This window comes from Herbaspirillum sp. NPDC101397 (genome assembly GCF_044767325.1).
Lineage (GTDB): Bacteria > Pseudomonadota > Gammaproteobacteria > Burkholderiales > Burkholderiaceae_D > Herbaspirillum.
The window spans coordinates 1,048,938-1,073,180 of record NZ_JBIWNS010000001.1; the positions used below are offsets into that span (position 1 = coordinate 1,048,938).

At 59.1% G+C, this 24,243-nt stretch carries 26 protein-coding genes; 13 read left to right on the top strand and 13 right to left on the bottom strand.

The window, feature by feature from the left end; genetic code table 11:
* Positions 1-79: 79 nt before the first annotated feature.
* The 6 genes from ACIROW_RS04605 to ACIROW_RS04630 form a co-directional block, all read right to left on the bottom strand.
* Positions 80-1,258: a cystathionine beta-lyase gene (locus ACIROW_RS04605; protein WP_402272355.1), complete on the bottom strand. Its 1,179-nt coding sequence runs from the start codon at positions 1,256-1,258 to the stop codon at positions 80-82.
* Between the two features lie 73 nt (positions 1,259-1,331).
* Positions 1,332-1,784 (bottom strand): hypothetical protein, encoded by a 453-nt coding sequence (locus tag ACIROW_RS04610; protein WP_402272357.1) that lies wholly within the window; start codon positions 1,782-1,784, stop codon positions 1,332-1,334.
* Positions 1,784-3,160, bottom strand: coding sequence for a 30S ribosomal protein S12 methylthiotransferase RimO (rimO, locus tag ACIROW_RS04615; RefSeq protein ID WP_402272359.1), 1,377 nt, complete (start codon positions 3,158-3,160; stop codon positions 1,784-1,786). The genes ACIROW_RS04610 and rimO overlap by 1 nt, the downstream gene beginning before the upstream one ends.
* Before the next feature lie 108 nt (positions 3,161-3,268).
* Entirely contained in the window at positions 3,269-3,826 is a 558-nt protein-coding gene (gene phaR, locus ACIROW_RS04620) for a polyhydroxyalkanoate synthesis repressor PhaR (RefSeq protein ID WP_402272361.1), read from the bottom strand.
* A 172-nt stretch (positions 3,827-3,998) separates the two neighbouring features.
* On the bottom strand, positions 3,999-4,739 hold the full coding sequence (locus ACIROW_RS04625; RefSeq protein ID WP_402272364.1) for a 3-ketoacyl-ACP reductase: 741 nt from the start codon (positions 4,737-4,739) through the stop codon (positions 3,999-4,001).
* 189 nt (positions 4,740-4,928) lie between these two features.
* Positions 4,929-6,668, bottom strand: a complete 1,740-nt coding sequence (locus tag ACIROW_RS04630; RefSeq protein WP_402272367.1) for a PHA/PHB synthase family protein — start codon at positions 6,666-6,668, stop codon at positions 4,929-4,931.
* 66 nt (positions 6,669-6,734) lie between these two features.
* Here ACIROW_RS04630 and ACIROW_RS04635 point away from each other — a divergent pair, with 66 nt between their 5' ends.
* Positions 6,735-6,980, top strand: coding sequence for a hypothetical protein (locus ACIROW_RS04635; protein ID WP_402272369.1), 246 nt, complete (start codon positions 6,735-6,737; stop codon positions 6,978-6,980).
* A gap of 100 nt (positions 6,981-7,080) precedes the next feature.
* On the opposite strand, the gene ACIROW_RS04640 is transcribed toward ACIROW_RS04635, so the two are convergent.
* Together ACIROW_RS04640 and ACIROW_RS04645 are read right to left on the bottom strand one after the other, a co-directional pair.
* Positions 7,081-7,338, bottom strand: coding sequence for a hypothetical protein (locus tag ACIROW_RS04640; RefSeq protein ID WP_402272371.1), 258 nt, complete (start codon positions 7,336-7,338; stop codon positions 7,081-7,083).
* On the bottom strand, positions 7,329-8,096 hold the full coding sequence (locus ACIROW_RS04645) for a sulfite exporter TauE/SafE family protein (protein ID WP_402272373.1): 768 nt from the start codon (positions 8,094-8,096) through the stop codon (positions 7,329-7,331). The genes ACIROW_RS04640 and ACIROW_RS04645 overlap by 10 nt, the downstream gene beginning before the upstream one ends.
* 137 nt (positions 8,097-8,233) lie before the next feature.
* Between ACIROW_RS04645 and ACIROW_RS04650 the strand changes: the two genes are divergently transcribed.
* The gene (locus ACIROW_RS04650) at positions 8,234-9,145 is read left to right on the top strand and encodes a LysR family transcriptional regulator (RefSeq protein WP_402272375.1); all 912 of its coding nucleotides are present in this window, start codon (positions 8,234-8,236) and stop codon (positions 9,143-9,145) included.
* Between the two features lie 20 nt (positions 9,146-9,165).
* On the opposite strand, the gene pgeF is transcribed toward ACIROW_RS04650, so the two are convergent.
* The gene (gene pgeF / locus ACIROW_RS04655) at positions 9,166-9,915 is read right to left on the bottom strand and encodes a peptidoglycan editing factor PgeF (RefSeq protein ID WP_402272377.1); all 750 of its coding nucleotides are present in this window, start codon (positions 9,913-9,915) and stop codon (positions 9,166-9,168) included.
* Between the two features lie 5 nt (positions 9,916-9,920).
* A complete protein-coding gene (locus ACIROW_RS04660) occupies positions 9,921-10,979 on the bottom strand; it encodes an RluA family pseudouridine synthase (protein ID WP_402272379.1) in 1,059 nt (352 codons plus the stop codon).
* A 63-nt stretch (positions 10,980-11,042) separates the two neighbouring features.
* On the opposite strand from ACIROW_RS04660, the gene ACIROW_RS04665 reads away from it, so the two are divergent.
* Both ACIROW_RS04665 and ACIROW_RS04670 read left to right on the top strand, forming a co-directional pair.
* A complete protein-coding gene (locus ACIROW_RS04665) occupies positions 11,043-11,843 on the top strand; it encodes an outer membrane protein assembly factor BamD (RefSeq protein WP_265212985.1) in 801 nt (266 codons plus the stop codon).
* A 237-nt stretch (positions 11,844-12,080) separates the two neighbouring features.
* On the top strand, positions 12,081-13,715 hold the full coding sequence (locus ACIROW_RS04670; RefSeq protein WP_402272381.1) for a methyl-accepting chemotaxis protein: 1,635 nt from the start codon (positions 12,081-12,083) through the stop codon (positions 13,713-13,715).
* 70 nt (positions 13,716-13,785) lie between these two features.
* On the opposite strand, the gene yaaA is transcribed toward ACIROW_RS04670, so the two are convergent.
* The gene (gene yaaA / locus ACIROW_RS04675) at positions 13,786-14,562 is read right to left on the bottom strand and encodes a peroxide stress protein YaaA (RefSeq protein ID WP_402272383.1); all 777 of its coding nucleotides are present in this window, start codon (positions 14,560-14,562) and stop codon (positions 13,786-13,788) included.
* A 331-nt stretch (positions 14,563-14,893) separates the two neighbouring features.
* Here yaaA and ACIROW_RS04680 point away from each other — a divergent pair, with 331 nt between their 5' ends.
* From ACIROW_RS04680 to ACIROW_RS04720, 9 genes are all read left to right on the top strand, one after another.
* Complete coding sequence (locus tag ACIROW_RS04680) at positions 14,894-16,609, top strand: methyl-accepting chemotaxis protein (RefSeq protein ID WP_402272385.1); 1,716 nt, start codon at positions 14,894-14,896, stop codon at positions 16,607-16,609.
* A gap of 287 nt (positions 16,610-16,896) precedes the next feature.
* Positions 16,897-17,184 carry a hypothetical protein gene (locus ACIROW_RS04685; protein ID WP_402272387.1) on the top strand — a complete coding sequence of 96 codons (288 nt, stop codon included), beginning with the start codon at positions 16,897-16,899 and terminating at the stop codon, positions 17,182-17,184.
* Positions 17,174-17,695 (top strand): putative toxin-antitoxin system toxin component, PIN family, encoded by a 522-nt coding sequence (locus tag ACIROW_RS04690; RefSeq protein WP_402272390.1) that lies wholly within the window; start codon positions 17,174-17,176, stop codon positions 17,693-17,695. Before ACIROW_RS04685 ends, ACIROW_RS04690 begins: the two co-directional genes overlap by 11 nt.
* Positions 17,696-17,810: 115 nt before the next feature.
* On the top strand, positions 17,811-18,971 hold the full coding sequence (locus tag ACIROW_RS04695) for a pyridoxal phosphate-dependent aminotransferase (RefSeq protein ID WP_402272392.1): 1,161 nt from the start codon (positions 17,811-17,813) through the stop codon (positions 18,969-18,971).
* Positions 18,972-18,999: 28 nt separating this feature from the next.
* Positions 19,000-19,707 carry an enoyl-CoA hydratase-related protein gene (locus tag ACIROW_RS04700; protein ID WP_402272394.1) on the top strand — a complete coding sequence of 236 codons (708 nt, stop codon included), beginning with the start codon at positions 19,000-19,002 and terminating at the stop codon, positions 19,705-19,707.
* A gap of 125 nt (positions 19,708-19,832) precedes the next feature.
* Positions 19,833-21,002, top strand: a complete 1,170-nt coding sequence (locus ACIROW_RS04705) for a GNAT family N-acetyltransferase (protein ID WP_402272395.1) — start codon at positions 19,833-19,835, stop codon at positions 21,000-21,002.
* A 151-nt stretch (positions 21,003-21,153) separates the two neighbouring features.
* A complete protein-coding gene (locus ACIROW_RS04710) occupies positions 21,154-21,846 on the top strand; it encodes a glutathione binding-like protein (protein WP_402272397.1) in 693 nt (230 codons plus the stop codon).
* Positions 21,847-22,025: 179 nt separating this feature from the next.
* Positions 22,026-22,769, top strand: coding sequence for an NAD-dependent epimerase/dehydratase family protein (locus ACIROW_RS04715; RefSeq protein WP_402272399.1), 744 nt, complete (start codon positions 22,026-22,028; stop codon positions 22,767-22,769).
* A complete protein-coding gene (locus tag ACIROW_RS04720) occupies positions 22,766-23,332 on the top strand; it encodes a cupin domain-containing protein (RefSeq protein WP_402272402.1) in 567 nt (188 codons plus the stop codon). Before ACIROW_RS04715 ends, ACIROW_RS04720 begins: the two co-directional genes overlap by 4 nt.
* A 10-nt stretch (positions 23,333-23,342) precedes the next feature.
* On the opposite strand, the gene ACIROW_RS04725 is transcribed toward ACIROW_RS04720, so the two are convergent.
* The gene (locus tag ACIROW_RS04725) at positions 23,343-23,795 is read right to left on the bottom strand and encodes a MaoC family dehydratase (RefSeq protein WP_402272404.1); all 453 of its coding nucleotides are present in this window, start codon (positions 23,793-23,795) and stop codon (positions 23,343-23,345) included.
* Between the two features lie 94 nt (positions 23,796-23,889).
* Positions 23,890-24,243 (bottom strand): CoA-transferase (locus tag ACIROW_RS04730; protein WP_402272407.1); only part of this gene is annotated, 354 nt, incomplete at its 5' end.

Sequence of the window (24,243 nt, forward strand, 5' to 3'; positions counted from 1 at the left end):
TCGAGAAAACTCCTTAACTTTTACAAATACTTACCTTCAAAGAGAAATTCGGCGGCGTTGATATCAGGGCGACAAAAACCTACTTGGCAGCATGTATTGCGTCCAAGCTTTGCGCGATGTCGGCGATCAAATCTTCCGCCGACTCCAGTCCGATATTGAAGCGGACCAGCCCGCCCTTCTCCGTCCAGGTCTGGCGCATGGTCTGCATGCGATAGGGTACGCACAGACTGTGAGCGCCGCCCCAACTGAAGCCGATCTTGAACAGTCTCAGCCCGTCAACGAAACGGTCGATTTGTGCCTCGGTAAATTGCTCATCAAAAATCACCGAGAACAAGCCGCCTGCACCGGTGAAATCACGCTGCCAGAGTTCATGCCCTGGGCAGTCCGGCAATGCCGGGTGCAAGACTTTGATAATCTCGGGCCGCTGCTGGAGCCATGCGGCCACATTGCGCGCGGCGCCGTCGTGCGCATTGAAACGCAATCGCATCGAGGGCAAGCTGCGCAGCACCATATAGACATCGTCCATGCCCACGCCGAAACCCAGCCGCATATGCGCCAGTTCCATCTTGTGGTTGATCTCGTCGTCGCGCGTAATCACCGCGCCCATGAGGACGTCCGAACCTCCGGATTGATATTTGGTCAACGCCTGCATGACGACGTCAACACCATGATCGAAAGCACGAAACGCCAGGCCGGCCGACCAGGTATTGTCCATCGCCACCGGCACACCGCGAGCATGCGCTGCCCGGCAAATGGCCGGCACGTCGGACACTTCCATGGATACCGATCCCGGCGCTTCGGTCCAGATCAGGCGGGTGTTGTCCTGGATCAACCCGGCGATGCCGGCGCCGATCAGGGGATCGTAAAACCGTGCCGTAATGCCGAAGTCACGCTCCAGCCAGACCACCTGATCGCGGTTCGGGCCATAGACGTTATCAGGCAACAGCACGTCGTCGCCGCTCTTGAGCAAGGCGAAGTTAACCAGGGCAATTGCGGCAAGACCGCTGGGAACGACGCGACAATGATGACCGCCTTCGATCTCGGCGAGACGCGCTTCCAGCGTGAACGTGGTGGGTGTGCCGTGCAGCCCGTAGGTGTAGCCGCTTTTCTCTTTCCAGTTGCGCGCCCGCATCGCTGCGACATTGGGAAACAGCACGGTGGACGCGTGGTTGATGGCCACCGGCAATGCGCCAAAATTGTCCGGCGCGGTGTACTCGCTGTGAATCAGGCTGGTCTGAGGGGTGTATTTTTCTGCCACGAATAACCTCGAATGAATTCTTGTTGGGGAGACGCCGCGCCGCCAGCAATTATCCTGCTTGCGCCACAGGCGTTCAGGGTGCGCCGACCTTCAGGGAAAACGGTTTGGTGACGGAGCCGTCGAGCGTGGACCATGTCCCGCTGAGCAGACCGTTCTTGAAGCTGCCCTCCCACTGGCCGGACACGTCCTTGCCGTTGTGCGACTCTTCCATCATCAGGTCGTTCTGATCGACTTCGCCGGCCAGCAATATCTGCGTTCCCTGGCCAAAAACAAAATAATTGCCTTCCAAGCCGTCTTCATCCGCCTTCGGTTTCATGCTGAGCTGGATCCGGTCACCACCGAGTGTGCCGCGCAACACTACCGGCTTGCTCAACATGTCCTGCAGGCTACCTGGCGCCGCAGCAGTCGACGCTACTGGCGCCGTTGCCGTGGTTGCAGTTGCACCGGCTATAACTTGCTGGGCCTGGATGCAAACGGTGACACCGGACAACGCAAACACCAGCAGCAACCTTGAAACGCCTGCCATCATTGCGCCGCTGCCCACAAATCGTGTGCATCGGCAGCGGTGACAACGACATCGACAAACTCACCCACCACAAGCTTTTTATGCGGCTCGAACGGCGGTTTGACATAGACCACACCGTCGATTTCAGGCGCGTCGGCAGAGGAGCGTCCGATGCCGCCGCTGCGATCCACCTCGTCAATCAGTACGCGCAAGGTCTTTCCGACTTTCGCTTGAAGACGCTTTTTGGAAATCTCTTCCTGCAGTTGCATGACACGCCCCCGGCGCTCTTCACGGACCTCTTCCGGCACCGGGTTGTCGAGCAGATTCGCGGTGGCGCCTTCCACAGGGGAATAGGCGAAACAACCCAAGCGGTCGATTTCGGCTTCCTTGAGGAAGTCGAGCAGGTATTCGAACTCGGCTTCGGTTTCACCCGGGAAACCGGCGATGAAGGTCGAGCGGATGGTGAGGTCCGGGCACATCTTGCGCCAGGCCTGGATGCGTTCGATATTCTTCTCTCCGCTGGCCGGACGCTTCATGCGCTTGAGGACGTCGGGATGGGCGTGCTGCAGAGGCACGTCCAGGTATGGCAACACATGGCCCTGCGCCATGAACGGGATGATCTGGTCCACGTGCGGATACGGATAGACGTAATGCAGGCGTACCCAGGCGCCGTAGCGGCTGGCCAGTTCGCCGAGCGCTTCGACCAGTTGCGTCATGTGGGTCTTGACCGGCTTGCCGTTCCAGAATCCCGTGCGGAATTTGACATCGACGCCGTATGCGCTGGTGTCCTGCGAAATGACCAGCAACTCCTTGACGCCGGCGTTGAACAGGTTCTCGGCTTCCAGCATGATGTCCGCAATCGGGCGGGACACCAGGTCGCCGCGCATGGAAGGGATAATGCAGAAGCTGCAGCGATGATTGCAACCTTCGGAAATCTTCAGGTAGGCAAAATGCTTGGGCGTGAGCTTCACGCCTTGGGCCGGCACCAGGTCCAGGAAGGGGGCATGCGGCTTGGGCAAATGCTTGTGTACTGCCTGCATGACTTCGCCGACGGCGTGCGGGCCGGTGACTTCGAGCACCTTGGGATGGATTTTCTGGATCAGGTCGTCGCCGTCGCCGTCCTTTTTGGCGCCGAGACAGCCGGTGACGATGACCCTGCCGTTTTCACTCAGCGCCTCGCCGATCGCATCCAGCGACTCTTGCACGGCGGCGTCGATGAAGCCGCAGGTATTGACGATGACCAGATCGGCGCCGTCATAGGACTTGGCGGTATCGTAGCCTTCTGCGCGCAACTGCGTGAGGATTTGTTCGGAGTCCACCAGTGCCTTGGGGCAGCCGAGTGAAACGAAGCCGACCTTGGGGGCTACCTGGGGTACGACGGGAGAAGCATTGGACATGACGGATGGACTAAAAAGGTAAAAAAACGGAGTTCAGGACGAAGCCGCTATTGTACCCTTTGGCAGGCGGGGCGGCCGTAAAACGGCACACCCGCCTTGACAGAATGACTACTTCTTGGTTGGATCAGTCGGAACGAACGGGAAAGTCCCGAACATGTTCTTGGTCTGGCTCTGCATCTGCTCCTGCATCTGGACGAACAGGCTCTTGCTCTGTTCGATGTAGTTGCTCATCATGCCTTGCATCATCGGCCCCTGCACATTCATGAACTGCGCCCACATTTCCGGGCTGAACGGCTTGCCTTCATAGAAACCCTTGGAGTTTTCCGTCAGCTTGTTCTGAATGTCAATAAACGCCTGGATGTTTTTTTCCAGGTAGGAGCCCATCATGCCCTGCATGGCATGACCGTAGTAGCGAATGATCTGCGACAGCGCCGCACTGGAGAACATCGGCGCACCATGCGACTCTTCTTCCAGGATGATTTGCAGCAGAATGCTGCGCGTCAGATCGTCGCCGTTCTTGGCGTCGACGACAGCGAATTCCTCGTCGTCGAGGACCAGCTGCTTCACGTCGGTCAACGTAATGTAAGAACTTGTTTGTGTATCGTACAGGCGGCGATTTGGATATTTTTTAATTAAACGCTCGCCTGATTTTTTTGCACTTGTCATCTGAAATTCCAGTCTGTTTTCAGCTATATAAGCGGACCTGTATTTTTAGATTGAAGTCGGTCCGCTGGCGTAACGCATTATAGGCGGGAAACCACGCTTGCATACAAGTACGCAGTTTCCCGTAAATACGCGTCGAAAAACCGGAAATGCATCCCGATTCCCCGACCGATGTTTAACCCATGTGCAAGCCGCCGTTCAGCGAAAAGTCGGACCCGGTGGCGTAACCACCTTCATTCGAAGCAATCCAGGCGATGATGGAGGCGATTTCTTCCGGCTCCGCCAGACGCTTGACCGGGATGCCGGCAACGATTTTCTCCAGCACTTCGGGACGAATCGCACGCACCATGTCGGTGCCGACATAGCCGGGCGACACGGTGTTGACCGTCACGCCCTTGGTGGCGACTTCCTGCGCCAGCGCCATGGTAAAACCATGAATGCCGGCCTTCGCTGTCGAATAATTGGTCTGGCCGAACTGGCCCTTCTGACCGTTGACGGACGAAATATTGATGATGCGTCCCCAGCCGCGGTCCACCATGCCCTCGATGACCTGCTTGGTCACGTTGAACAGGGAATTCAGATTGGTGTCGATGACGGCGTCCCAGTCGGACTTGCTCATCTTGCGGAACTGACCATCGCGGGTGATGCCCGCATTGTTGACCAACACGTCGACCTCGCCGATTTCCGCCCTGACTTTGTCAAACGCTGCCTTGGTCGATTCCCAGTCGGCGACGTTGCCTTCGGACGCATGGACGTCGAATCCCTGCTCGCGCATGGAAGCCAGCCATTTGTCTTTACGGGCAGAATTGGGGCCGCAACCGGCGACTACCGTGTAGCCGTCTTTGGCCAGACGCGCGCAAATTGGGGTACCGATGCCCCCCATGCCGCCGGTCACATATGCGATACGTTTTACCATGGTCCTGCCTCCTATTTGTGTCGGGTGGATAAGTTCCGGGGATGACGATGACTGCTATTCCACGTTGCCGTGCATGCAGACATCTTTATGAAACCGCATCCCGTTCTTGCTTCTTGTTGCTTGCTGCCTCTTGTTGCTTGCTGCTTTGAATTGCTTGCTGCTTTTACTGCATGTTGATCTCCGCGGATCCTATTCGGCCCTGACTTTGACGTACCTGCCCGGCGCCGGTTCAATCGCTTTGTATGTCGTATTGCCCGCCTTCTTCGGCGCGGCAACCTGCTTGCCGGCATGCGTGGAAAGGAAGTCCGACCATTCCGTCCACCAGCTGCCGGGATGTTCCACTGCGCCGGCAAACCATGCTTCGGGATCAGTCCCGATCTTGTCGTTGGTCCAGTAGCTGCGTTTCTTTTTCGCCGGCGGGTTGATCACGCCTGCGATGTGTCCTGAAGCCCCCAGCACGAAACGATTGTTTGCCGGCTTTTTGGCGTTGAGGATGGCGGTCGACGCATAGGCCGACGCCCATGGCACGATGTGGTCCTCGCGCGAAGCGTAAATGAACGCAGGCATGCTGAGCTTGTATAGATCGATCTTTTCACCGGCGATGGTCAGCTTGCCCGGTTCCTTGAGCGCGTTTTCCAGATACATGTGGCGCAGGTAATAGCAGAACATCGGCCCCGGCAAATTGGTGCTGTCGGCATTCCAGTACAGCAAATCGAATGCCTGCGGCGTTTCGCCCTTGAGATAGTTTGATTCGACGTAGTTCCACAGCAGATCGTTCGGGCGCAGACTCGAAAACGCCGAGGCGAAATCGCGCCCCGCCATCAATCCGCTCTTGCCGATCATCTGCTCGCGCATGCCGATCTGGACGTCGTCGATATACACATCGATCGCGCCGGTGTCGAGGAAATTCAGGAACGCCGTCAGCAGCGTCAGACTGGCCACCGGTTCTTCGCCACGCGCGGCGAGCACCGCCAGCGCGCACGACAGGATGGTGCCGCCGACGCAAAAACCCAGCGCGTTGATCTTGTCTTGCCCGGAAATCTCCTGCGCAACATGAATCGCGCTCACCACTGCGTCGTCGACGTATTGATCCCAGGTCGCGGTCTCCATTGAGGCATCGGCATTGCGCCAGGAAACCAGGAAGACCGTATTACCCTGCTCCACCGCATAACGCACCAGCGAGTTCTGCGGCTGCAAATCGAGAATGTAAAACTTGTTGATGCAAGGAGGCACAATCAGCAGCGGACGCGCATGCACCGTTTTGGTCAGCGGCGCGTATTGGATGAGCTGAAACAATTCGTTCTCGAACACCACAGAACCTGCTGTGGTGGCGACATCCTTGCCGACTTCAAAGGCGGTTTCATCGGTTTGCGAGACCCGGCCTTTTTGCAGGTCCGTGAACAGTTGCGCAATCCCGCGCGTCAAGCTTTCACCATGCGTGTCGATGATTTTTTGCTGCGCTTCGGGATTGGTCGCAAGGAAGTTCGCTGGCGACAATGCATCGATCATTTGCTGCACTGCAAAACGAAGTTTCTGCTTGACCTTATCGGTCGATTGGACCGCGTCGACCATGGAAGTCAGAAAGCGCGCATTGAGCTGGTAGGCCGCAGCATGAAAGGCGAAAAAAGGATTTGACTGCCATGCCGGCGCAGACATGCGGCGGTCGGTGACGGCGGGAATCTGGGAATTTGCAGCGGTCTTCCACAGGTTCGCGAACTGGTCGGCATAGTCTTGCTGCAATCGGACGACGTCGGCAGGATCAAGCGAGGCGCCGAGGGCGCCGAGCTGCTTCTGGATCGACTGCACGTCAAACTGGCCGACAGCGGGCGATTGCCATGTCTGCCACGATTGCCACGTCTTGGGATCAGATAACTGGCTTAGCCATGCTGAAACAACGGGAGGGACGCTCTGCGGGTTCTGCGTATTCATGCTCGCTTCTACAATTTTCGCGTATTGTTACGGTTTGTCGCTCAGTCTGTAAAACCAGAAACCACAATGTACATCGTCGCAATCGCATGGTTATATGTCGTCTTCATGATGTCGATTACCGAACAGTCCGTTACGGCAGGAATCATGACGTTTTTCCTGTACGGCGTATTTCCCTTGACAATTGTTTTATACCTGATGGGTACACCGCAGCGCAAGCGGAATCGTCAAATCCGGGAAAAATCGAAAGCGCTGCATGAAGCAGAACAAAGGTCGCCAAACGAGGCAGCGCCACATCAGAAAAACGAGCCCTGACAGACGATGAAAGATGCGCCCTCATGTCGGCATGAGGGGCGAGAATTACACAGCGGCGTCAAACCGCCAATAGAAGAATTACGAAAGTTGAAAACCGTGCTCACGCATCCGGGAGCGGTGCGGAACTGCATGGCGCTTCCAAGAGGTGACGCGCGAGGTGCGCTCGCAGAGACTCCTCGATGCCATTACCGCGCCAGCGCGGCACAACGTAGATGACGATCGCATTGGTCCGGCCGTTCTTATACACCTCACCATCTTCCACATCGAGCGCGCCGATGATGTCATGTTCCAGCCTGGCGTAAATGCGCAGACCGCGCGCGCGTGTTTCGATGTCGAACCGCAGCCCCTTCATCGCCACAGATGTGAACTCAGGTGCAGTCCCAACAGCAGCAAACCGATAAAAAAGCAGCGGCGAAACAAGACTGCCGAAATCTTCCCGCGCAACCACTGCCCGATGAACATGCCGCCCAGCGCCGGCGCCAGCGCCATCAACGAAATCGCCGCGCCTTCCATCTGCAGCGCGCCGCCCTGCGCAAGTCCGGCGGCCATCGCAATCGTCGACACCGTGAACGACAAACCCAGCGCCTGGATGAGTTCGTCTTTTTCCACGTTGAGCGCCTGCAAATACGGCACCGCAGGAATCACGAATACCGCTGTCGCAGCGGTGACCAGTCCGGTGGTCAGACCGATCAACGGCGACAGATATTTCTCGCTGGCGGCACTGACCGAAAACTTCACGGCTGCCAGTCCCAACACGGCATAAACGACCAGCGCCACGCCGAGAAAAGCGGTCGCGCGCCCGCCTGTATCGATCGCCAAAAAATTCACGCCAAGCAGTGTACCGGCAAAGATCCCCAGCAACATCAACCACAGCCGGCGCAACAGCCACATGAAGCGTCCCCCTGCCAGCAATTGCCAGACATTGGTCACCAGCGAAGGCACGATCAGAAGTGCCGCCGCCTGCAACGGCGGCATGAACAAACCCAACAAGCCTACGGCTACGGTAGGCAGGCCGAGCCCGACCACGCCTTTGACGAAACCTGCCAGCAGAAAGATGGCGGTAACGGCCGACAGTAATGCGAAATGGGCGGCATCAAAAGACAAGCTGGTCGGCACGGCGGCTCCCTCTCAATTCAATCAACAATGCGCCAAGTCTGCCAGCTATCGTCATGCGAGAAAATCTGGAATACACTGAGTCAGCCTTCGGTGCCGCCGAAGGCTGACCCGCCAATTCCCCCTGTAGATCCGTCATCATGAGCACACGTCTTGACCTGAGCGACTTGCGGCTATTTCTGCATGTCGCGGAAACCGGTAGCATTACCGCCGGCGCCGACCGTTCGCATCTCGCGCTGGCGTCTGCCAGCGCGCGCATCCGCAGCATGGAAGACGCACTCGGCGTAGCCTTGCTGCTGCGTGAACGACGCGGCGTGCAACTGACCGAAGCCGGACGCGCCCTGCTGCATCACGCCCGCACCGTACACCAGCAAATCGACCGGATGCGCGACGAGCTCAGCGAGTATGCGCACGGCCTCAAAGGCCACATCCGCCTGCTCGGAAATACCGCCGCCATCAGCGAATTCCTGCCGGATGCGCTGGGGACATTCCTGTCGCACAACCCGTATATCGACATTGATCTTGAAGAACGGCTCAGCCACGAAATCGTGCAGGCCATCGTCGACGGCGTCGCCGACATCGGCATCGTCGCCGATTCAGTGCCGACCGGCCCGTTGCAGACCATCCCCTTTCGGCAGGACCGGCTGGTCGCAGTGCTGCCGCGCAAACACGCCTTGACGCGCCGCAAGGCGTTGCAGTTCGCGGAACTCATGGATAAGAATTTCATTGGATTGAGCAATGGCAGCGCGCTGCAGGAACATCTGGCCGGTCACGCCCTGCGGGCCGGCAAACGCCTGCAATATCGCGTCAGGCTGCGCAGCTTTGACGGCATCTGCCGGATGGTGGAACGCGAAGTGGGCATCGCCGTGATTCCCGAAACAGCGGCTCTGCGCTGCAAGAAAACCATGGAGATCAATTGCATACCGCTCAGCGATGCATGGGCGAAACGACAGTTGCTGATATGCGTGAGAAGCCACGAGGAGTTGCCGGGACACACCCGGCAGTTACTGGAACAATTGATTGAATTGCCCGAATTTCCCGAATTGAAATAGCCGACACCGGCCGGCGCGGGCTACCTGAGCCAGATCAGGGACGCCATACGACCGGTCTGTTTGTCACGCCGATAAGAATAGAATCGCTTGTCGCTGACGGTACAGAAGCCGCCGCCCGCAACCCGTTGCACGCCGACCTGCGCCAGTCGCTGACGCGCCAGCTGGTAGATATCCGCGAGATATTTGCCTTCGCGTCCGGCGATAGCCACGAAGGCCGAGCGGCTTGCGGCGTCGTGCGCGGCAAATGCATCCAGCACGTCCTGGCCGACTTCAAATTGCTGCGGACCGATCGCCGGTCCCAGCCAGGCGCTGATTTCACCGGCACCGCGGTCGCGCATGGCGGACACGGTGTTTTCCAGCACGCCGCCGGCCAATCCGCGCCAGCCCGCATGTGCTGCGCCGACCACGCTGCCGGCAGCATCGCACAACAATACCGGCAGGCAATCCGCGGTCATCATGACGCACACCGCTCCGGGCTCACTGGCAAGGCAAGCGTCGGCGTCAGGCGTACCCAGCACCTTGGCTGCATCAGCGACGTTGACGCCGTGCACCTGGGTCAGCCAGAATGGTTCGGCAGGCAGGATACTTCGCAGCAAGCTGCGATTACGCTGCACGTTCGCAGGCTCGTCCTGTACATGCGCGCCCAGATTCAGACCGCCGCCGCCGTGTCCGTCGTCATACGGCCCACGGCTGACGCCGCCGCCGCGCATTGTCGACAAGGCGCCGACGTTGGCGGGGATACCGATCCAGTCGGGAATCAGCAGTTCCATGCGGGCTAGTCCTCGAGCGCAGCAAGGACTTTCACGTCGATGCCGGCGCGTTCCAGCAATTCGGTGAAATCCGCCGGCAAGCCGACTTCCCATTCCACCTGCTTGCCGGTGGCCGGATGGATCAGACCCAGCTTCCAGGCCTGCAAGGCCTGGCGCGGGAAAAACGGCATCAGGTGCGACTTGCCGTACAAGGCGTCGCCAACCAAGGCGAAACCGAGGGATTGCATATGGACGCGAATCTGATGCGTGCGCCCGGTTTCCAGCTGGCAACGCATCAGACTGACGGCGCGGCCATCGAGCGCCCCCACGGCAGCGCGGCGATAGTGCGTGACCGCCGGCTTGGCCGTCATGCTTTCAGACACCGCCATCTTGATGCGGTCGCGCGGATGGCGCGCCATCGCCGCATCGATCGTTCCGGACAACTGCGGCATGCCCCACACCAGCGCCAGGTATTGGCGCTTGACGGTGCGTGCCTGCAACTGGCGCACCAGGTCGGTCTGCGCCGCCAGCGTCTTGGCCACCACCATGAGGCCGCTGGTGTCCTTGTCCAGGCGATGGACGATGCCCGCGCGCGGTACACCGGCCAGCGCCGGGCAGTGATGTAATAAACCGTTAAGAAGCGTGCCCGACCAGTTGCCGGCGGCCGGATGGACCACCAGTCCGGCCGGTTTGTCGATCACCATGATGGCCTTGTCTTCGTAGACAATACGCAAGTCCATCGGCTCAGGCTGGAAGGCGTTGTCTTCCGGCGCGGCCTGGGGCGTGATGATGACCAGTTCGTCGCCCAACACCGTCATTTTGGTGCGGGCGGGATTGCCGTCGACTGTTACGTGACCACCTTCTATCCATTGCTGGATGCGGCTGCGCGAATATTGCGGCACCAGTCCCGACAAGACTTTGTCGAGCCGGACGCCGCAAGCGTCGTCGGTCAGTTTCAGGGTTATGGGTTCTGCACCATCGGTAAATTCCTCGACGACTTCATCGAGCGAATCATCTCCCTCGGGTATTTCAACAGGTTCGGTTGCAAATGCTTTAACAACCTTAGGGGGAGTGGTACGTGACATCAGCTATAATCAGTGGATTGAAATTTCTTGTTTCTTTGCACCCGCTCAAACTGCTCATACGTCATGCAAAAAATCTTATTGAAGTTGCTTACCGTCGCATTCATCCTTTCATTGTCGGCTTGTGGCTTGCTACCGGAACAAAAAGACGAGACGATTGGCTGGTCTGCGTCCAAATTATACTCGGAAGCCAAGGACGAGCTGACCGCAGGCGGTTACGAGAAGTCGATCAAGTATTTTGAAAAGCTCGAATCGCGTTATCCGTTCGGGACCTATGCGCAACAGGCGCAGATGGATATCGCCTACGCGTACTACCGTCTGAACGACCAGCCGCAAGGCCTGGCGGCGGTTGACCGTTTCATCAAGCTGCACCCGAATCATCCCAATGTCGACTACATGTACTACCTGCGCGGGCTGATCAATTTCAATGATCGCACCAGCATCTTCGACACCTTCACCGACCAGGACAATACCGAGCGCGATCCCAAGGCCGTACGCGATGCCTTCGATTCGTTCAAGTTGCTGGCCGAGCGTTTCCCGGACAGCACTTACACCCCGGACGCCCTGCTGCGCATGAAATACCTGGTCAATTCGATGGCGCAATACGACGTCCACGTTGCCAACTACTACCTCCGCCGCGGCGCTTATGTATCCGCCGTCAACCGCGCCCAGGCTGCGGTGAAGGAATATCCGGATGCACCGGCCGTCGAAGAGGCCCTGTTCATCATGATGCGTGCGTACGAAGCGATGGGCCAGAAACAACTGCGCGACGACACCGAGCGCGTAATTCAGGCAACTTACCCGAACAGCCCTTACTACACGGGCGGCCCCAAGGCCAAAGACAAGCCTTGGTGGAAGATCTGGTAAGCCACCTGCGTCAATGAGAAAACCTCGCCATGCGAGGTTTTTTTACGTCAACGCCCCTGTTTCTTTGGCTCGTAACGTTATTTAAGTAGAAAAAAAACGGCGACCAACATATGCTTGATAACAGAACGTCATCATCAAACGTCGTCGCAACATTCTCCTCGCTTCTCCGAAGGCCACCCCGTTGTGCCCGCAGCACAGCGTTGCACTGCATCAATGCAGACCTTCTGGAGACGCATCATGGCATGGTTCTACAATTTGCGAATTTCGCGGAAATTACTCATTTCCTTTTGCATCATCCTCAGCCTGACCTGCTCGCTTGGTGCCTTTTCGGTTTTACAGCTGGCCAAGGTCAATCAAGCTTCCGTCGAAATTGCCACCAACTGGCTGCCCAGCATTTCGGTCGCCCTGGATCTCAAAGTCGCCCTGTCGCGCGTACGCGCCATCCAGCTCCAGCACATCCTGTCGTCCAAGGAGCAAGAATTCGTTCAGAACGAAAAAGAACTCGAGCAACAAAACCGTGTAATCAGGCAAAAGATCATTGATTTTGGGCCGCTGGCAAACACGGACGTCGAAAAAGCCATCATCGCCAAGCTCGCGCGTGAGTTCAACGAGATACTTTCAGTCCAGAAAAAAGTGCTGGCGATATCGCGCTTGAACAAAACGGCCGAGGCGCACGCGCTTCACATGGCAGAGTTCACCCCCCTCTATTTTCGTATCCTGGGCGATGCCGACACCCTCGCCTCCGTCAACCTGAGCGGAAGCAAAGAGGCGGATGAGGTGGCACATGATACGTTCCAGTCGTCGCGCATCATGATTCTCAGCTTGCTGCTGGCCTCGACATGCCTAGGGATCGCGATGGCGATATGGGTATCCCGGCTGGTAGTCAAACCCTTGCAACAAGCTGTCATGGTCGCCCAGCGTGTCGCCGACGGCGATCTGACGACATCAATCAATCCAGTCAGCAAGGACGAGACCGGACAATTGATGCTAGCGCTCAAGGCAATGACCGACAGTCTTTCCAAAATCGTCAACGAGGTGAGGCTGGGCACGGACTGCATTGCGACCGCCTCGACTCAGATTGCCACCGGCAACCTGGACCTGTCTTCCCGCACCGAGCAGCAGGCCTCCTCCTTGCAGGAAACGTCATCCTCAGTCAACGACTTGACCATCGCAGTCAAGCAGAATGCCGATAGTGCGAATCATGCCAATCAACTGGCCGTATCGGCAGCAAAAATCGCCACGGAGGGAGGCGAAGTGGTGACTCAGGTAGTCGAGACCATGCAGTCCATCAATACTTCGTCAAAGAAAATCTCCGACATTATCGGTGTCATCGACGGCATCGCATTCCAGACCAATATCCTGGCATTGAATGCTGCAGTCGAAGCAGCGCGCGCGGGGGAACAAGGTCGGGGTTTTGCCGTGGTGGCGTCGGAAGTCCGCAGCCTGGCTCAACGTTCGGCCAGTGCGGCCAAAGATATCAAATCGCTGATCGACGATTCGGTGACCAAGGTCGATACCGGCAGCAAGCTGGTGGAGCATGCCGGGGCGACCATGCGCAACATCGTCAGCAGCGTGAAACGCGTGACCGATATCGTCGGTGAAATCTCCAGTTCGAGTCAGACGCAAAGCACTCGTATCGAACAAGTGAATCAAAGCATCCTGCAAATGGATGAGGTGACACAGCAAAATGCAGCCTTGGTGGAACAAGCGGCAGCCGCCGCCCAATCACTGCAAGATCAGGCCGGCAAACTCGCGCAAGTGGTCGGCGTGTTCAGACTCAACATGGCCGACACCTCGGCAAGCACAACAACGCAAACGTCGCAAGCACCGCGACTGGCGATAATGCGTCGCGAGCGCTTGCCAATGGTTTAACGGCACCGTCACGCGCTGGAGAGGCGCCTCCCCCTTTGCAAATCGGAAATATTTTCGTCAGAACGAAAAGTTACGCTTCCACACGCCGGCGGAACACCCATGAAGTTTCGCTGGACACGGACTCATCGAACGCATAACCGTCGAGATCGAAGTTCTTGAGTTTCTCCGGCTGGTTCACGCCCTTCAGTGCCGCATAGCGCGCCATCAGTCCGCGCGCGCGCTTGGCGTAGAAGGAAATGATCTTGTACTTGCCGCCCTTCCAGTCTTCGAACACCGGCGAAATCACCTTGGCCTCAAGCACCTTGGGCTTGACCACCTTGAAATACTCTTCCGACGCCAGGTTCACCAGCACTTTGGACTTGTGCCCCGCCAGCTCGCCGTTGAGCGCCTTGGTGACGTCTTCGCCCCAGAACGCGTACAAATCCTTGCCACGCGGATTCGGCAGCCTGGTGCCCATTTCCAGGCGATACGGCTGCATCAGATCCAGCGGACGCAGCGCGCCGTACAGGCCGGACAGGATGCGCACATGCGACTGCACGTAATCCAGTTGCCTGGCGGAAAGTGAAGCCGCATCAAGGCCTTCATAGACGTCGCCGTTGAAGGCAAGCACGGCCTGCTTGCTGTTCTTGCTGGTGAACTTGCGCGACCACGAAGCGAAACGATCCGCATTGAGGGTCGCCAGCTGGTCCGAAATTCCCATCAGCGTGGCGATCTGCGCCGGCGACTTCTGTTTCAGGACTTCAATCAGTTCTGCGGAACGTGCAACAAAATCGGGCTTGGTGTGGATGTCGGTCGTTGCGGGTGTGTCGTAGTCGAGGGATTTGGCGGGCGATAAAACAATCAGCATAGAGGGTCCTGTTAATTTTTTCGACATCATACCGAAAGCGCCGGCACCCGTCTGGGGACGGGCCATTCCTTGGCATTCATTGACGCACAGACAAGTACGCGTTGCGCCCTCTCTGCCGGGTGTTGCTAATACGCCAAACCAAAAAGTAAATTTTCCCGCGCCCTGAACTTCTTCATAGAATGGACGTTCATGTCATACGCGGTATGGGGCATCCAACGAGAACAATCCAAGCCCCCATGGATACGGAATTTGCACCGAGAACAAGCAGTGAAGATTGCATTGCCGCGGCACGATCGACATCGGCCGTCACATCCACCGACAGGGAGGCTCTATGAAATGGTTCTATGATTTGCAAATTTCCAAAAAGCTGCTGATTTCCTTCATCCTTGTGCTGGCGCTGACCAGCGCGCTCGGCGCTTTTGCCATCGTCCAGCTCGGCAAGGTCAACCAGGCATCGACCGACATCGCCACCAACTGGCTGCCCAGCGTCAGGACCTCGCTTGAATTGAAAGTCCTTCTGGTGCGCATCCGCTCGGTCCAGCTTCAACATGTCCTTTCTTCCACCGAAGCTGATTTCGTCGCCAATGAAAAGCTGCTCGACGACATGGTGCCAGCCATGAAGAAGAAACTCGCCGACTACGAAAAGCTGATCGACACCGACATCGAAAAAGCCGTCTATCCCCAACTGATGAAAAACTTCGATGCCTTCCTGGCGTTGCAAAAGAAGATCCTCGATCTCTCGCGCCAGAACAAGAATGAGGAAGCGCGCGAAGTCATCATGAAGGAAGCCACGCCGATCTACCTGGCGATGTTCGCCAATGCCGACAAGCTCGTCGCCGCCAACCAGGAAGGCGCAGACCTCGCGGACACATCGGCCGAAACCACCTACAACTCTTCACGCATCATGATCGTCGCCATGCTGGCGGCCTGCATCGTGCTCGGCATGCTGATGGCGGTGTGGGTCGCGCGCATCGTCTCCAACCCGCTGCGCCTTGCGGTCAATGTGGCGCAGCGCGTCGCCGACGGCGACCTGACCGCCGACATCCGGCCGTCCAGCAAGGATGAAACCGGACAGTTGATGTCCTCGCTCAAGGCCATGAACGACAGCCTGCTCAAGATCGTCAGCCAGGTGCGCCAGGGCACCGACACCATCGCCACCGCGTCCAACGAAATCGCGGTCGGCAATCTCGACCTGTCCAGCCGTACCGAACAGCAGGCAAGCTCGCTGGAAGAAACCGCCTCGTCCATGGAAGAACTCACCTCGACCGTCAAGCAAAACGCCGACAACGCGCGCCAGGCAAATCAATTGGCGGTGTCGGCATCGGAAGTGGCGATCCAGGGCGGCAGCGTGGTGGAACAAGTGGTCGACACCATGGGTTCGATCAACGACTCATCAAAGAAAATCGTCGACATCATCAGCGTTATTGACGGGATTGCCTTCCAGACCAATATCCTGGCGCTCAACGCTGCCGTGGAAGCCGCGCGCGCCGGCGAGCAAGGTCGCGGCTTTGCAGTCGTGGCCAGCGAAGTGCGCAGCCTGGCGCAGCGCTCTGCCTCGGCGGCCAAGGAGATCAAGGCGCTCATCGACGACTCGGTTGAAAAAGTCGACACCGGCAGCAAGCTCGTCGCGCAAGCCGGCGCAACCATGACCGAAGTGGTCAGCAGCGTCAAACGCGTCACCGACATCGTCGGCGAAATCACCGCCGCCAGCCAGGAACAAAGCGCCGGCATCGAAGAAGTCAACCAGGCCATCACGCAGATGGACGAAGTCACCCAGCAAAACGCCGCGCTGGTCGAAGAAGCTGCTGCTGCCGCACAATCGCTGCAAGACCAGGCTGCGAAACTTGCCGAAGTAGTCAGTGTCTTCAAGCTCGATAGCGCGCAAGCCCGAGTCGTTCCCGCCGCAGCTCCCGCACGCCGGGCGCCCCCGGTGATTTCCAGGCCGGCGGCATCCGCCCGGCTGCCCCTGCAAAAAACCTCCGCTCCGGCGCCGCGCCAGATCAAGCAGAACACCGCCGATGACGGCAACTCATGGGAGCAGTTCTGAACCGCGCCGTCACGCGAACACGAGTAACCGCCGGCATCGCCGCGTCATGACGACGCGGCTTTTTTTGCCGTCGCGGCCAACTTGCAAGCTGTACAACACGAGGCAAAAAAGCTGCGCGACCAACATTGCCCGACGAGCAGATAAGGCCTACATGGATTAGTATCTGGGGTATGGAACAACGCAGGATGACGACATCGTCCATGCCCGGCCGCGACAACAGCAACTGCTGCCGGCGACGCCAAGGACGGGACCGCCCCTGCACGATTCGACACCTACCAGGAGGAGATATGAAACGCGACAAAGCTCTGATGACTGATATCCTCACCACACTGTCCACCTTTGGCACCAGCTACGGCGACATTGAGAAGATTCAAACCAATCTCACCACGCAGAACACCCCGCCCGAGCTGATCCAGCATCATCTGCGGCTGCTGCATGATCGCGGCCTTGTCGCGGTCGACATCCATCAATTCTGGCGCCTCACCGACCAGGGTTACGACGTCGTCGAAAGCGGTGGCAACCTCGGCGACGCACCTGCGGACGCCACCAGGAAAGCCCGCGGTTTTGACAATTAGCGCCATCACCTCCTCCAGCGGCGCACCGTTTGCAGTTGCCATTGCTGCTGCCGTCAGTCCGCGCCCTATCGTTCGAATTGTTCTCGACACCAACGTCTGCCTGGACCTGTTCGTCTTCCGCGATCCGCGCTGGGCATTGTTGTTGCAAGCCATGCGTGAACGCCGTGTCGAAGCCGTCACGCGCGAAGACTGCCGCATGGAATGGCTGGTGGTGCTCAACTACCCGCACCTGCCGCTCACGGAAGAAGACAAGCCGGCCGTCCGCGCCGCGTTCGATGACCTGATCACCTGCCTGCCCACTGCCGCCGTCAATACGTTCGGCCTGCCGGTCTGCACTGATCCGGACGACCAGAAATTCCTCGAGCTGGCACTGCAATCGCAAGCCGGCGTCCTAATCACTAAAGACAAGGCCTTGCTCAAACTAGCCAAAAAGACAGCGCGCAAAAACATGTTCGCCATCATGACGCCGCAAGGCTGGCATGCCGCCATGGCGGAAGAAATCGCGACATAGCGCCACGCCAACCGCCGGGCTGACGCATCGTCGCCGTCGATTTGCACCAAGCCAGTGCCGCCGCCGGAAATCCGGCTAAAATGCTTTCTTTCCGCTTTCTTCCAGATTCATTTCCATGAGCCAGCCAGCCAATCTCGTCTCCAAACTGCCCCGCGTCGGCACCACCATTTTCACCGTCATGTCTGCGCTCGCAAGCGAAAAAGGTGCGGTCAATCTGGGCCAGGGATTTCCCGATTTCGATTGCGATCCGGCCCTGGTCGACGCCGTCACGAACGCCATGAAAACCGGCCTGAATCAATACCCGCCGATGGCCGGCGTGCCGCTGTTGCGCGAGGCGATTGCGCAAAAGATCAAGACGCTGCACGGCCACACCTATGACGCGCTGAACGAAATCACCGTCACCGCCGGCGCCACGCAAGGCATCCTGACCTCGATCCTGTGCGCCGTGCATGCCGGCGACGAAGTGATCGTGATCGAACCGGCCTACGACTGCTATGTACCTGCGATCGAGCTGGCCGGCGGCATCCCGGTGTTCGTCCAGATGACGGTCAGCAGCGACGGCTACAGCGTGCCGTGGGACAAGGTCGCCGCCGCCGTCACCAGCAAGACGCGCCTGATCATGGTCAACACGCCGCACAACCCGACCGGTTCCATTCTCAAGAAGACCGACATCAATGCGCTGGCCGACATCGTGCGCGGCACCGACATCCTGATCCTGTCCGACGAAGTCTATGAACACATGGTCTACGACGGCCAGGCACATGAATCGCTGTGCCGCCATCCGGAGCTGGCGCCGCGCACCTTCATCAACTCCAGCTTCGGCAAGACTTACCACGTCACCGGCTGGAAGATCGGTTTCGTCGCCGCACCCGCCGCGCTGACCGCCGAGTTCCGCAAGGTGCACCAGTTCAACGTCTTCACCGTCAACACGCCGGTGCAATACGGCATCGCCGAGTACATGAAGAATCCGGCGCCTTACGTCGAACTGCCTGCCTTCTACCAGCGCAAGCGCGACCTGTTCCGCGACGGCCTGAAGAACACCCGCTTCAAGCTGCTGCCGTCGGACGGCACTTACTTCCAGTGCGTCGAGTACGGCGCGATCTCGGATTTGTCGGAGGCGGAATTCTCCAAATGGCTGACCACGGAAATCGGCGTCGCCGCGATTCCCGTCTCGGCGTTCTACAACACGCCCAAGGAATCCGGCATCGTGCGCTTCTGTTTCGCCAAGAAGGACGAGACGCTGCGCCTGGCGCTGGATCGCCTGGCCAAGCTGTAAACCGTCGCAACAATAACAACGCCCATCCATGACAGCCGAACTCAAAGCAAGCCGCAACGACGCCACCTTGATCCTCACCTTCGCCAATCCCGGCCAGCGCAACGCCGTGGACAGCAATGTCCTGGCGGCGGCGATCGAGACGCTGTCCAAGGCCGAGCGAGACGACTCCGTGCGCACGCTGGTGCTGACCGGCGCCGAGCAAGACTTCTGCGGCGGCGTTGAAGCGGGCAAGGATCTGGCGACGCAGATCGCGGCCCTGGAAGCCCTGCAGAACCTCATCGAGATGCTGCGCAGCTTTCCCAAGCCGGTGATTGCCGCAGTCGAAGGCGCTGCGCTCGACGCCGGCTTTTCGCTCGCGCTGGGCTGTGACCTGATCGTGGCGGGACAGAATGCCGCATTCGGCATTTCACCCTCGCAGGTCGGCACCTGGGCGGTCGGCGGCGCCGGCTGGTTCCTGCCCAAAACCCTGCCGCCGCAATGGGTGGCCGAGATCCTGCTGGACGCCGCTCCGTTACCGGCTGCGCGACTGCATGCCGCCGGCATCGTTAACCGCCTGACCTCCGACGGCGACGCGCTGGACAAGGCGCTGGCGTGGGGCGAACAGTTGGCCGCAACGACACCGGCTGCGTTTGAACAACTCAAAATATTGCTCGCCAGCGCTTCCGGCACTACACTGGCGGAATATTTCTCGCTGGAAAGACATGCATTGCTAACCAAGCGTCCCGGCGCAATCTGATCCGACCGCGATAGCAACAGCAATAGCACTACCTGCAACCAGGGTGGAAGTGCAGTGCGACTGCCCGCAATTCCTCCCATCCTTCTTTCGCTATGGCTGCATTGTCTTCATCGGGTCAGGAGAACATGCAAGGCAACCAAACGGACACACGTCGCAACGACATCGCCACGACGGCGCGCACGCTCACGACCATACACACCGACACCGAGCTGGCGGCGCTGACGCCCGAATGGAATGCCTTGTGCGCCACCCTGCCGCTGCAGCATCCGTTTGCAGAACCCGACTGGAACCTCCACTGGTGGCGTCATCTGCGCGCCCGCCGCCTGCTTATCCACGACCGCCTGCACGCCTTCGCACTGCGCGACGCTCACGGCAAGCTGGTGGCGGTGGCGCCGATGATGATCAGCGTGCGTCCCGGCCTCGGCGCATTTGGCGTCAAGGTGCTGCAATTCTTCGGCGCTGATCCCAACATTACCGAAGTCCGTGGCCTGATCTGCCACCCCGACGACAGCGACGCCGTGCTCGCCACGCTGCAAGCCTATCTGCTCGCGCACCGGCATTTGTGGGACTGGATCGAATGGCAAGGACTGTCGCCGCAGCAGGCGCAGCAACTATCCTCTGCCGGCATTGATCAGCCGAAAGCGCGCGTAATGTGCTACCGGACCTTGCCGCCCGACTGGGATACCCTCAAAGCCAGCCTGTCGCGCAACATGAAGGAAGCGATCCGTAAATGTTTCAACTCGCTGCGTCGCGACGGCTTGCAACACACCTTCGAAGTAGTCGAACGGCCTGTCGATGTGGCGCCGGCGCTGGCCGATTTCTATCGCCTGCACACCTTGCGTGCGCGCAGCGCTGAAGGTGTGCCGCATGCCGACGCCTTCCGCGATCGCAAGAGCCGCAGCTTTCTCTCGGATCACGCCATGATGCTGGCGCGCGAAAACCGGCTGCGCGTGTTCCGCTTGCGCATCGACGGCAAGGTTGCCGCCACGCGCATCGGCTTCGCGATGGGCGACCAGCTGTATCTTTATTATTCAGGCTACGATCCGCGCTGGCGCTCCTACAGCCTCATGACCACGCTGGTAATTGAAACCATGCGCTGGGCCATCGCGCAAGGTTTCAGCGGCGTCAATTTGTCGACCGGACGCGATCAGTCCAAGCTGCGCTGGCAACCGCAGGAAAAAATCCTCCACAACGCCATCCAGATCTCGCCGCGCGCCCGCTCCGTCGTGCTGTTCCGTGCTTACACCAGGCTGCGCAGCTACCCGCTTTTGCAGCGTTTTTCGCGCAAAAAGTAGTTCTCCGGAACGGCCGTAAAAATGCCTCTCCCCCTGCGCGTTTGCAACGCTTGGGCTACACTAGCCCGGCACTTCTCCTGACGACTTCAGAGGAGAACCGCTCTCCGTTTACGATTGTTTTTCATCACCATTTCGCCTCATAAGGAAGACCATGATTGACGTATACAGCTGGGCCACACCCAACGGCCACAAGGTCCACATCATGTTGGAAGAACTCGGCCTGGACTATCGCGCACACGCCATCGATATCGGCGCCGGCGATCAGTTCACCGATGAGTTTCTGAAGATTTCGCCGAACAACAAAATCCCCGCGATCCTCGATTCGGACGGTCCCGACGGCAAACCGATTTCGCTGTTCGAATCGGGCGCGATCCTGATTTACCTGGCCGGCAAAACCGGCAAGCTGCTCGGTTCCACCGACCGTGAAAAATACAATGTGCTGCAATGGGTGATGTTCCAGATGGGCGGCCTCGGCCCCATGCTCGGCCAGGCCCACCATTTCCGCATCTATGCGCCGGAAAAGATCGAGTACGCCGTCAATCGCTACTCCAATGAAGCCAAGCGCCTGTATGGCGTGCTCGACAAGCAATTGTCCAAGACCGCCTACCTGGCCGGCGACGAATACACCATCGCCGACATCGCCAGCTTCCCCTGGACCCGCTCGTGGAAGAACCAAGGCATCGAATTGAGCGACTACCCCAACGTGCAACGCTGGTTCGACGCCATCAGCGAACGTCCAGCCGTGCAACGCGGCGTCACCGTGCTGGCCGACAAACGCAAGGCGCTGACCGACGACAAGGCGCGCGACATCCTGTTCGGCAATTCGCAATACAAGAAGCGCTGATCGATCCGTTGCCCCGCCCGCCGGGCAGTCTCTCGCACTGCCCGGCATTCCCTGCTCCTCCGCCTCTCCCGCTTCATCGTTGTGCGCCCGATCTTGGCCCAGTTCTTTCAGACGTTTTTGGCCCTTTTTACCGGACGACCGCACTCATACACTTGTGACATCTATCACAAGGAAAGATGATGAGCGAAACGATATTCCTGGCCGGTGCGACCGGCGCCATCGGCACCGTGCTGATCCCTTTGTTGCGCGACGCGGGTTACACCGTCCACGGCGGCACGCGTCGCCAGGCCCGCGCCAATGCCTTGCGCGAACTGGGCGCGATTCCCGTGATGATCGACGTATTCGACGCCGACGCTCTCAAGTCGGAATTGATCCGTATCGCGCCATCCGTGGTGATTCATCAACTGACCGACCTGCCCCGCCTGCCCGATCCGCAGGCAATGGCGCAAGCTGCCGCAGGGAACGCCCGCATCCGCGCTGAAGGTACCCGCAACCTGGTCGCCGCCGCGCAGGCCGCCGGCGCCACGCGCCTGATCGCGCAAAGCATCGCCTGGGCCTACGCCCCCGGCGACAAACCCTATCTGGAAGAACATCCGCTGGACGTTGATGCGGAAGGACTGCGCCGTGTCAGCGTCGGCGGCGTAGTGGCGCTGGAAGCACAGGTTTTGCAAACGGCCGGATTGAAGGGAACCGTGCTGCGCTATGGCCAACTCTACGGTCCCGGCACCTGGTCGGCCGAACCGCGAGGCTCCAGCCCGGTCCATGTCGCCGCCGCCGCGCAGGCCGCTTTGCTGGCCCTGCAAAGCAATGCATCCGGCGTGTTCAACATCACTGAAGACAATACCGAGGCAAGCAATCAGAAAGCGCGCCGTGTGCTCGAATGGAATCCTGCCTTCCGCTCACCGTATGGTGTCCAATCGTGAACTTGCCGCTGTCTTCTCTGCCAACGCGCCGCCATGGCTATCGCCTCGTCTTGCTCGGCGCCGTCGGCGCATTGCTGCTGACGCAATCGCCGGTTCCCCAAGCTGCCGGCCGCTGGATCGCCGATATCTGCATCGGCGCCGGCGCGGATGTCCTGCCGTTTTCCAGTGCACAACTAGCAGCGACCGGTGGCGGCGGTGTGACAACTCCCGGGACGGCCGCCGCGACCAGCGTCAAAGTGATTTCCTGCGAACCGCTGCCCAACGCACCCGGCAAATCGATCACGACGATGATGGTGGATTTTCCGCCGCTAGCCTATTCCGCGCCGCATCGGCATCCGGGATCCGTGACAGCGATCGTGATAGAAGGAACCGTGCGTTCGCAGATGGAAGGCGGACCCGTCGTCAATTATCAGAAGGGCCAGACCTGGATGGAGGCGCCGTACGCGCTGCACGCGATGGCCGGCAATCCCGATCCGGCCAAACCGGCGCAACTGCTGGCGATCTTCGTGACCGACAGCAATTGCGGCCCGCTGGTGATTCCCGAACCAGCGTTGAAGAACTGACTCGCTGCGATCAGTAGCGGCGCACGATGAACTCGGCAACGCACACCGGCTTGTCGGCGTCTTCGCGTTCCATGGTGATTTCCCACACCACTTGCGCGCCGCCGGGAATCTCTTCCACCGACTGCAACACGATGCGTCCGCGCACCTTGCTGCCGACCGGCAGCGGCGACGGGAAGCGCACGCGGTTGAGGCCATAGTTGAGCAGCATCTTGACGTTGCCCATGGAAATGCTCTGGCCCATGATTTTCGGCAGCAGCCCCAACGTCAGGAAACCGTGCGCGACCGTGCCGCCGAACGGCAATTCGCGCTTGCTGCGCTCGACGTCGACGTGGATCCACTGATGATCGCCGGTGGCGTCGGCGAACAGATTGACCTGTTCTTGAGTGACTTCGATCCAGTCGCTGACCGCCACTTCCTGGCCGGCCAGTTCATGCAGTGCTTCAATGCTCGCAATCTCGCGCATACCTGTCCTTGATGATTCGTTGTCTGATTGATGATGGATCGTAAAAAAGCGCCGGATGATTGCTCAACCGGCGCCGTCTTTGCTTCCTCTTTCGTTATACCGCGCTGACGTCGAGTTCGGCTTCAGTGGCGGCGATCACGTCTTCCTTGGTCACGCCCGTGGCCAGCTCGATCAGCTTCAGGCCGCCCGGCGTCACGTCAATGACACCCAGATCGGTGATGATGCGATTGACCACGCCCACGCCGGTCAGCGGCAGATTGCATTGCTTCAGGATCTTTTGCGAGATGCTGCCGTCCTTGCCCTTGGCCACGTGCTCCATCAGCACCACCACACGACCGACACCGGCCACCAGATCCATCGCGCCGCCCATGCCCTTGACCATCTTGCCCGGGATCATCCAGTTGGCCAGGTCGCCCTGTTGCGAGACCTGCATCGCACCCAAAATGGC